Annotated in this window: 8 protein-coding genes; 4 read left to right on the top strand and 4 right to left on the bottom strand. The window is 71.3% G+C overall.

Annotated elements, in window-relative coordinates:
• Nucleotides 1–456 precede the first annotated feature (456 nt).
• Nucleotides 457–1,515, top strand: coding sequence for a nitroreductase (locus Pme01_RS26285; protein WP_203935878.1), 1,059 nt, complete (start codon nucleotides 457–459; stop codon nucleotides 1,513–1,515).
• 25 nt (nucleotides 1,516–1,540) lie between these two features.
• Here Pme01_RS26285 and Pme01_RS26280 read toward each other — a convergent pair whose 3' ends face one another.
• On the bottom strand, nucleotides 1,541–1,972 hold the full coding sequence (locus Pme01_RS26280; RefSeq protein ID WP_239088477.1) for a universal stress protein: 432 nt from the start codon (nucleotides 1,970–1,972) through the stop codon (nucleotides 1,541–1,543).
• Between the two features lie 433 nt (nucleotides 1,973–2,405).
• On the opposite strand from Pme01_RS26280, the gene Pme01_RS26275 reads away from it, so the two are divergent.
• Nucleotides 2,406–3,335, top strand: coding sequence for an anti-sigma factor RsbA family regulatory protein (locus tag Pme01_RS26275; RefSeq protein WP_168116135.1), 930 nt, complete (start codon nucleotides 2,406–2,408; stop codon nucleotides 3,333–3,335).
• Here Pme01_RS26275 and Pme01_RS26270 read toward each other — a convergent pair.
• Nucleotides 3,224–3,535, bottom strand: a complete 312-nt coding sequence (locus Pme01_RS26270) for a pyridoxamine 5'-phosphate oxidase family protein (RefSeq protein ID WP_168116136.1) — start codon at nucleotides 3,533–3,535, stop codon at nucleotides 3,224–3,226. The two genes, Pme01_RS26275 and Pme01_RS26270, sit on opposite strands and share 112 nt — an antisense overlap.
• Nucleotides 3,536–3,667: 132 nt before the next feature.
• Entirely contained in the window at nucleotides 3,668–4,219 is a 552-nt protein-coding gene (locus Pme01_RS26265; protein WP_239088476.1) for a peptidoglycan recognition protein family protein, read from the bottom strand.
• 690 nt (nucleotides 4,220–4,909) lie between these two features.
• Between Pme01_RS26265 and Pme01_RS26260 the strand changes: the two genes are divergently transcribed.
• Nucleotides 4,910–6,505 (top strand): phytoene desaturase family protein, encoded by a 1,596-nt coding sequence (locus Pme01_RS26260; RefSeq protein WP_168116138.1) that lies wholly within the window; start codon nucleotides 4,910–4,912, stop codon nucleotides 6,503–6,505.
• A gap of 102 nt (nucleotides 6,506–6,607) precedes the next feature.
• Here the strand turns inward: Pme01_RS26260 and Pme01_RS26255 are convergent, their stop codons facing one another.
• Nucleotides 6,608–7,207, bottom strand: a complete 600-nt coding sequence (locus Pme01_RS26255) for a MarR family transcriptional regulator (RefSeq protein ID WP_203935877.1) — start codon at nucleotides 7,205–7,207, stop codon at nucleotides 6,608–6,610.
• Between the two features lie 336 nt (nucleotides 7,208–7,543).
• Here Pme01_RS26255 and Pme01_RS26250 point away from each other — a divergent pair, with 336 nt between their 5' ends.
• On the top strand, nucleotides 7,544–9,010 hold the full coding sequence (locus tag Pme01_RS26250) for a peptide MFS transporter (protein WP_168116139.1): 1,467 nt from the start codon (nucleotides 7,544–7,546) through the stop codon (nucleotides 9,008–9,010).
• Nucleotides 9,011–9,061: the final 51 nt, after the last annotated feature.

The following is a 9,061-nucleotide window of genomic DNA, read 5'->3' as shown; positions in this document are numbered from 1 at the left end:
ACCCGGCCCGGTAAGGCACGGTCACGCCGAACTGCTACGCGAGCGGATCGACGCGCGGGGCCGGCGGCGGTCGAGGTCGGCCGCCAAGAGGAGCGTTTCCACTGTGGCGCATGGTGGCCCGCGCCGGGCGGTACGGCTATGCGTGACGCACTTCGTGATCGCTGGATCATGCGTCGCCGCAAGCCTGGCACTGCTCCACCGGGTAGCCCGGAATGTCGGGGCACCAGGCTGCAAGGGCAACCGAAGGCCGGGGCAGCCGAAGGCCGGGGCGGTGGGGTGCCGGGGCGGTGGGATGCCGGATACCAGATATCGGGGCGGGGATGCTGCGGCCCGGGATGCCGCGGACTGGCGTACCGCCCCAGGCGGAAGGGGCGCTCGCCGGTCCGGAAACAGGTCTGATGGCCCTTCGCCGACGGTGGCGCGTGCGCCAGAGTTGACGGCAGGAGGGGGGACCGGATGGCCATGATTCAGTTCACCGACGCGGGCGCCGCGAGGCAGGGGCACTCGGCTACCCGCGCGCTCGCCCAGGCAGCCGTCGCCGCCGGCCGAGCGCCGTCGATCTGCAACAGTCAGCCGTGGCGATGGCGGATCGCCGACGACGTAGCGGAGTTGCGCGCCGACTGGGAGCGCCAGGTCGCCGTGGTCGATCCGGACGGCCGGCTGCTGACGATCAGCTGCGGAACCGCGCTGCACCACGCGTGTACCGCCCTGGCCGGTGACGGTTTCGTCATCGACGTCGCCCGCCTGCCCGACGCGGGTGACCCTGATCTGCTGGCCCGTATCCGGGTGGACGGTGCAGGTACGCCGGAGCGGGCGGCGGTGCGCCTGCGGCTGGCGATGGCGCTGCGCCACACCGACCACGGCCCCTTCGCCGACGTGGAGGTGCCGCCACCGGCGGTTGACCGGCTGCGCGAGGCGGCCGAGGTACAGGGCGTCCACCTGCGGCTGCTGCGTCCGGACGAGGTGATCAAATTCGCGATCGCGGCGAGTGCGGCCGAGTTCGCAGATCCGTCGGCCCCGATCCCGGAGAGCACGGTCATCCCGGTGGGCACGGTCATCCCGGTGGGCACGGTCATCCCGGTGGGCACGGTCATCCCGGTGGGCACGGTCATCCCGGACAGCATGGCTATCCCAGAGGGCACGGGGCCCGATCATGGCCTGCGGCTCGCGCCATTGCGGAGCGGCGGCCTCGGCGGACTGTCCGGTACTGGCCCGCGCGACCTCGTGGAGCGGCACGCGTGCTACGCGGTGCTGGTAGCCGACGAGGACCGTCGCGGAGACTGGCTGGCCGCCGGGGAGGCGCTGTCGGCGGTGCTGCTGACCGCTACCGACGAGCGGCTGGGAGCGTTGCCGATCAGTGAGGTGATCGAGGCGGCCGCTACCCGGATGCTGCTGCGCGAACTGCTCGGCGGAGGTGGGTACCCGATGGTCGCGGTCAGGATCGGTGTGCCGGCCGACGGGCCGCTCGCGGCCGCCGCACGCCGCGCGGCCGCCGAGGTGGCGGTACCGGCATGACGGTACCGGCGCGGCGGTGACGGGTTCAGCGATCGGTGCAGTGCGTGCCCCGGGTGACGACGACCGGGCAGTCCGCGTGCTGGACACAGTACTGGCTGACCGAGCCGAGCAGGGCGCCGATGAACCCACCGTGCCCGCGGCAGCCCAGTACCAGTAGGTCGGCGCCCTCGGCGGCCTGCAGTAACGCGACGGCGGGAGGTCCGTGCACGACCCTGGTACGGATGGGCGCCGGGGGGAGTCCACCCGCCACCTCGGCGACGCTCTCGGCCAGGGTCTGCTCACCGGCCCTGGCCAGCGCCGTGCTCTCCGCGCCGATCTCGAGAATGGGCGCAACTCCGGCGAGGGGCGGGACCTCCCACGCGTTGATCACGTCCACCCACGCGCCGGTCAGTTCGGCCTGGCGGACAGCCCACCGCAGCGCGTGCTTCGACGGCTCCGAACCGTCGACTCCAACCACGATCCGATGGTCGTTCCCGCTGTCGGCCGTGCCCCTCTCGACCATGCCCCTCTCGACCATGCCCCTCTCGGCCGTGCCCCTCTCGACCATGCCTCGACCCTCATCCGGGCCGGATAGCGCCGGGAGGGTCCAACGGCCCAGGTCATCGGTCCCTTCGGCCGTCCGTGCCCGCGTTCCCTGGCAGCAGGCGCACGGGCCCATGGCCGTCGGCGCCGGTGGGGCTGTCTCCTGCCCCGGGCACCGGGCGGCTCCGATGGCGGCACCCCGGCAGGGGCGGGTCGGACCAGGCAGAGTCGGGTAAAGACCGGGAAAATCCGCATCGGCGTATAGCTCGTTGGGCAGCCCACAATGTGCGGATGTACGCCGGGTACGGTAGCGCGGTGGGACTGAATGCGTCGGGCTGTGCGGCCGAGCCGGTGGTCACGCTGTGGCGATGACCGGAACCTGGCTGGGCGACGCCTTCGCGCACGAGGCTTTCGTGTTCCACGAGGACGAGGCGATGATCGACCGCTGCGTGCCGTTCGTGGTGGAGGGCCTCGAGCGCGACGAGCCCGTCATCGTCGTCGCCACCGAGACCGTACGGGACGCGCTCGGCAGCGCCCTCGGCAGAGACCTGGCCCGGTTGGCGGTGCTCGGGGAGGCCGAGACCTGGTGGCGGGGCGACGCCGCCACGACCCTCCAGGCGTACGACCGCGACCTGCGCCGCCTCCTCGCCGCCGACCGACCGTGGCGGCTGATCGGTGAGCCGGTGTGGCTGGCCGCCGAGGGCGGCCGCGTCTGGAGCCGGTACGAGGCCGTGGCGAACGACTGCTACGCCACGTTCCCGTACTACAGCCTGTGCCTGCACGACCGGCGGCGGCTCGCCCCGGACATCATCGACGACGTCCTCCGCACCCACCCTCTGACCTGGAACGGGTCGGCGCCGGTGGCCTCGTCGGCGTACGAGCAGACCGGCGCGTACCTGAGTTCGGTCGAACCCGGCTGGTACGCCCGGCCCGACATCGCCGCGACGATGTTCGCCACCAGCGCGAGGCAGATCCGCGCCGCCGTCCGCGAGGCCGCCCCCGACGGGTGGGAAGCCCGGCACGACGACATGATGATCGCGTTGCACGAGCTTGTCGCCAACGCGGTACGGGCCGCCGGCGCGGCAGAGGTGAGCACCTGGTCGGACGGGCGGGACCTGGTGTGGGAGGTGGCCGACACCGGCCCCGGACTCCACGACATCAGCGCCGGCTACAGCCCACCCGGTGATCACCTGGAGAGCGGCCGTGGCCTGTGGTTGGCCCGCAGCCTCTCCGACGATGCCTCCGTCCGCGCGTGGGGGCCGGGGACCGCCATCAGACTGTTCTTCCGCCGGCGCTGATCGTCAGTGGTGACGTAGAAGCTGGCCCGTGGGTCGCGTCGCAGGTTCCGTACCTCCGCGCGGTCGTCCGTACTCGAGATTCGGATCCTGCGCCTGGTGCCGTCGTAGACATGGCCGACGTTGGACAGTTGTGGCCCGCCATCGCGCTTGAGCGTGACGAGTACACCACGATGCCGCCGCGCCAACAGGTCGAGCAGCACCGTATCTGTCGGCGTCCCGGTTGGTGTTCCCCGGTTGGTGTCCCGGTCGGTGTCTCTGTCATCGAGTCCGTCCCGTCCCGCTGCGGGGCGGCGCGTCCGGGGGGCGCGTCCGGGGGCAGGGAAGCCGGCGGCTCAGCCGAGTCGAGCGGCCACCGCCGAGCGCAGCTCGGGGAGTCGATCGTGCAGGAGGCCCGGGCACTCGGTGTTGTTGAAGTCCTTGTGCCCGTAGATCTCCGTCGGCGGGATCCCGTACTGCTGGCAGGTGAACGCGCAGAACAGTACCAGGCTGTTCCACAACGCCTGCGGCGGTTGCACCTCCAGATAGGTGCCTTCGTTCTCGATACCGATGGCCTGGTTGTTCTGGCCGACGCAGTGCGCGCCCTGGACCATCGTCTGGCCGTGCAGTAGCCCGTACAGGCTGCCGTGGCGCCCCTCGGTCAGCCACCCGCCGCGGCTGTTGGTGAAGTGCTGACCGGAGTCGCCCCAACCCCTGTTGTCCATGTGCAGGTTCTGGATGTCCCTCGAGTTCGCGAACGCGTGCGCCTGGCTGTAGTCGGTCGAGTTAGGGAACGCGGTGTGATGCACGATGATCTTGTTCGGGCGGTTCTGGAGGACGGTGATGGCCGACGGCGACGGTGGCCGCGCGCCCCAGGCCGCGCAGTTGGCGATGTCTGGCTGGTTCACGGCGGCGAACGCTGGTGTGGCGGCAAATGTATCCGCGACGAACGGAACCGCCGCCGCTGCGCTGAAAACGGCCGCACCCCGCAGGAGGGCGCGACGCGAGAGCGGTCCGGACGGCAGCGGCCCGGACGGCAGCGGCCCGGACGGCAGCGGTCCGGACGGCAGCGGCCCTGATGAGGCCGATTGCGGCGGTCCGGACGGCAGCGGCCCTGATGAGCCCGATTGCGGCGAGCCGGGCGGCAAAGAACCAGATGGCAGCGAATCAAACGACGGCGAACCAGACATCGGGCCCCTCCCGCAAGGATGTGGCCTTCATTGGTTCACATCGATGCCTATGCGGACAAGGGGCTTCGAAAATTTTTTACGACTCCGATGATCGGATCGGAGGTTGGCAACCAACGGGGCTATCGGGAACTGGGGCACTCGTCCAGGCCGTGGTTGTGGTACGAGCAGCCGCTGCAGCCCGTACTCGAAGGAAATCCGGCTTCGCAGCCAGCTGATGCGTCTGCTGCCGCACCTGCCGGGCAGGAGCAAGATGATGGGCGGCATCCGGAAGGCGGCGAACGCGATCGAGCTGCGGGACCACCCCTGATCAGGGACCACCCCTGACCAGGGACCACCCCTGACCAGGGACCACCCCTGACCAGGGACCGTGTCCGACACGGGACCGTACCTGACTAGAGGAGCGTGCGGATGACGACCGAGACGGTGGACGCCGTCGTGGTCGGCGCTGGCCACAATGGACTGGTCGCGGCCAACATCCTCGCCGATGCCGGCTGGGACGTGCTGGTACTGGAGGCCACCGACGTCCCCGGCGGGGCGGTCCGCTCCGCCGAGCTTGCGGCGCCGGGGTACCTGTCCGACCTGTGCAGCGCGTTCTTCCCGTTCGGCGCGGCCTCCCCGGTACTGCGGGAGCTGGAGCTGGGCGAGCACGGGCTGCGCTGGACGCACGCCCCGGACGTGGCGGCGCACCTGCTGCCGGACGGGCGAGCCGCGGTGCTCAACCGGGATCCCCGGCGCACGGCCGCGTCGCTGGACGAGTTCGCGCCCGGCGACGGCGAGCGGTGGCTGCGACTGTACGAGCGGTGGCTGCGGATCAGCGATCCGTTGATGGATGCGATCCTGCGCCCGTTCCCGCCGATTCGCCCGTCGCTGCGGCTGCTGCGGCGGGAGTCGGTGGCCGACCTGCTGCGGCTGGCGCGCCGGTTCCTGGCGTCGGCCCGGGCACTGGGGGAGGAGGTGTTCGACGGCGAGGGGGCGAAGGTCCTCGTCAGCGGGATGGCGCTGCACACCAACCTGGCGCCCACCGACGCCGCCAGCGGTGCGTTCGGCTGGTTGCTGTGCATGGTGGGCCAGCAGTACGGCTTCCCGGTACCGGTCGGTGGGGCGCAGCGCATCACCGACGCGCTACTGGACCGGCTGCGGGCGCGCGGCGGTGAGGTCCGCTGCGGTGCGACGGTCGACCGGGTGATCGTGGGCGGCGGCCGGGCCCTCGGCGCCGGCTGCGGAGACGGCCGGCTGTTCCGGGCCCGCCGTGCGGTGCTGTGTGACGTGCCGGCCCCGGCGCTGTACGGGCACCTGGTCGCCGCCGGTCACCTGCCCCGGCGGCTGCTGGCGGACCTGCGCGGCTTTCAGTGGGACTACGCCACGCTCAAGGTCGACTGGGCGCTGTCGAAGCCGGTGCCGTGGACCACGGAGGCGGTGGCCGGCGCCGGCACGGTACACCTGGGCGTCGACGTCGAGGGCCTGGGCCTGTACGCGGGCGAGCTCGAGGCGAACCGCCGGCCCCGCGCGCCGTTCCTGCTCGTCGGCCAGATGACCACCGCCGACCCGACCCGCTCACCCGCGGGTACGGAGTCGCTGTGGTCGTACACCCACCTGCCGCACCGGCGGCGGTGGAGCACGGACGAGATCGACGACCACGTCGACCGGATCGAGGCGGTTTTCCAGCGCCATGCCCCCGGGTTCTCCGACGTCGTCGTCGGCCGCCGGGTCACCGGCCCGGACGAGCTGGAGGAGGAGAACCCGAGCCTGCAGGGCGGTGCCGTCAACGGCGGCTCGGCGGCGGTGTACCAGCAACTGTTCTTCCGCCCGATCGTCGGCCTCGGCCGGGCCGACACCCCGGTCGACCGGCTGTACCTCGCCAGCGCGTCGGCGCATCCCGGCGGGGGCGTGCACGGCGGGCCGGGCGCCAACGCGGCGCGCGCCGCGCTGGCCCGCTGGCGCCCGATCCTGGGCGACCTGTACCGGGCGACCGTCCAACGGGTGCAGCGGTCCATCTACACCTGACCCATCACGGGTCTGTGCCGGTGCGATCGGTAACGCGGCGTATTGACATTCCGGGTGGACCGTACGCCACAACGATTGCGGGTACCCATGTGATAAACGGCGTTATCTCAGGGCTTTGGTGGCCTTCCGCATGGCCTGCTCCAGTTCGCCGCCCTCGGGTACCTCGGCCAGCCAGCCCAGGGACCACGCCTCGCTGTCGGGGATCTCGCCGCCCGCCGCCGCGAACGACAGCACCGCCGGCCCGAGGGCCCGGCGGTGCCTGGCCGGCATCCGGGCCACGATGCTCTCGACGGCCTCCCGGCGGTGGCTCATGATCCGTTCGATGAGATCGCGCCCCGCGTCGCTGAGCTCCAGCATCACGTTGCGCCGATCGACCGGGTCGTCGCGCCGGCTCAGCAGGCCGGCCCGGACGAGGCGGTCGCAGGCGCGGGTGGCGTTGGAGGGGTGTACGCCCAGGCTCCGGGCCACCGCGTCCAGGTTCAGCGACCGCCGGCTCGCCACCATCGCGAGGATCCGCAGCTGGGGGAGCGTGATCTCCTCCGCGAACTCGGCGACCGACCGGGCGGCGACGCCGATCAGGACCCGCGCCGCCAGCATGACGGCCTCGACCTCGTCAGCGCCGGCTGTGTCGGCGCCGGTCGGAACGGCGCCGACGGCGTTGGGAGCTTCGCGATCGGCGCGCTCGGGCCGGGTAGGGCTCACGCGCGCCATTGTCCCGCACAACTTGCGAGACGGCAAAGATTGCGTACTCGCTACTATTGGCTGACGAAGTCACTGGTCGTTGGCTTGCAGGTCCGTAGAGATGACCACTTCTTGAAGTGACCACGGCTGTTTGAAGTGACCACAGCTGTTTAAGTGACCACGGCTGCTTGAGTGACCACGGCTGTTTAAGTGACCACGGCTGCTTGAGTGACCGCGGCTGTTGAAGTGACCACGGCTGCTTGAGGTGACCACGGCATCGCGGAGCGCGCCGGTGGCGGTCTGGAGCCCACCGGGTAGGTGGGACTGGTTCGGACAACGGCGGGGTAGGAGGAGGCTATGACGGTGATCGATGCGATGCGGGCGCCCCGCCAGGAGAAGACGTTCTTCGGGCAGCCGCGCGTGCTGGCCAACCTGTTCGGCGTGGAGCTGTGGGAGCGGTTCTCGTTCTACGGCATGCAGGGCATCCTGCTCATCTACCTGTACTACTCGGCCTCGCAGGGCGGCCTGGGTATCGACCGCAACACCGCCACCAGCATCGTCGGCGCCTACGGCGGGCTGGTGTACCTCTCCACCGTCCTCGGCGCCTGGCTGGCGGACCGGCTGCTCGGCTCGGAGCGGGTCCTGTTCTACAGCGCCGTACTGGTCATGTGCGGGCACATCGCGCTCGCCGTCCTGCCCGGCCTCGTCGGGGTCGGGGTCGGCCTGGTACTGATCGCGTTCGGCAGCGGCGGGGTGAAGGCAAACGCGACCTCGCTGGTCGGCTCCCTGTACGCCGAGGGCGACGACCGCCGCGACGCCGGCTTCGCCCTGTTCTACCTCGGCATCAACCTCGGCGCCCTGGTCGGGCCGCTGCTGACCGGGCTGCTTCAGCAGAAGCTGGGCTTTCACTACGGCTTCGGCCTCGCCGCGGTCGGCATGGCGCTCGGGCTGATCCAGTACAGCCTCGGCCGCAGGCGGCTCACCGGTGCCGCGCGGGAGGTACCTCACCCGCTGCCCGCGTCCCGCCGCCTCCTCGCGGCCGGGGTCGCCGTCGCCGTGGCGGTACTCGTCGCGGTGCTGGCCCTCACCGGGGCGCTGCCCGCCCGGCGGCTCGCGGACGTGGTCGTCGGGCTGAGCGTGGTCGCGGCGCTGGCGTACTTCGCGGTGATCCTCTCCAGCCGGGCGATCACCCCGGTCGAGCGGCGGCGGGTGCTGGCGTTCATCCCGATGTTCGTCGCCAGCGCCGTGTTCTGGTCGCTGTACCAGCAGCAGTTCACCGTCGTGACCATCTACTCCGACGAGCGTCTGGACCGGACCCTCTTCGGCTGGGAGATGCCGGTATCGTGGGTACAGTCGATCAACCCGATCTTCATCATCCTGCTCGCGGGGGCGTTCGCGGCGCTGTGGACCAGGCTCGGCCCGCGCCAGCCCTCCACCCCGGCTAAGTTCGCCGCCGGCACGATCCTGATGGGCGTCGGCTTCCTGCTGTTCCTGCCGCTGGCCGGCAGCGGGCCGCACGGCACGCCGCTGCTCGCGCTGGTCGGCATCCTGCTCGTCTTCACGATCGCGGAGCTGCTGCTGTCCCCGGTCGGGCTGTCGCTGTCGACCAGGCTCGCGCCGAAGGCGTTCCAGACCCAGATGGTCGCGCTGTTCTTCCTGTCGGTGGCGCTGGGTACCGCCATGTCCGGCTTCCTGGCGAGGTACTACAGCTCCGACCATGAGACCGCGTACTTCGGCGTGCTGGGTGCCGTGGCGATCGCCCTGGGCGTCATCCTGGGCCTGGCCGGCCCCGCCATCCGGCGGCTGATGGGCGGCCTGCGCTGAGAGTTGGCCGACCTTCCCAAGCCAACCGGCGGGCGGCGTGCCACCGAGGGA

This window comes from Planosporangium mesophilum (assembly GCF_016863255.1).
Classification (GTDB): Bacteria; Actinomycetota; Actinomycetes; order Mycobacteriales; family Micromonosporaceae; genus Planosporangium; species Planosporangium mesophilum.
Note: the sequence above shows the minus strand (reverse complement) of the source record. Positions and strands in the feature narration are given on the sequence as shown.